The 208-nt window shown below is 62.5% G+C and carries 1 protein-coding gene; it reads right to left on the reverse strand.

From position 1 onward, the window contains the following. Positions 1–208 (reverse strand): GMC oxidoreductase (locus AF337_RS39820; protein ID WP_244471198.1); only part of this gene is annotated, 208 nt, incomplete at both ends.

Below are 208 nucleotides of genomic sequence, written 5' to 3' on the forward strand. Positions count from 1 at the left end.
GTGCAGGACTGATGCCAGTAGGTGACCGCCGAACGCCGGATAAAGTCGATCATCCCTGATCTGTCGGGCGCGCCCGGAGCCGCCTCGCCTGTCACCAGTGGCGTGAAAGCATCGCTGTTTCCGAGTTCGCGACACAAGTCCACCGCAGCCAAGGCGGCCGCCATGTCTTCCGGCGCGCTGAGTGAATTCGGTTCGATCAGGATAGGGT

The sequence above is a fragment of the Rhizobium ecuadorense genome (assembly GCF_001187535.1).
Classification (GTDB): Bacteria; Pseudomonadota; Alphaproteobacteria; order Rhizobiales; family Rhizobiaceae; genus Rhizobium; species Rhizobium ecuadorense.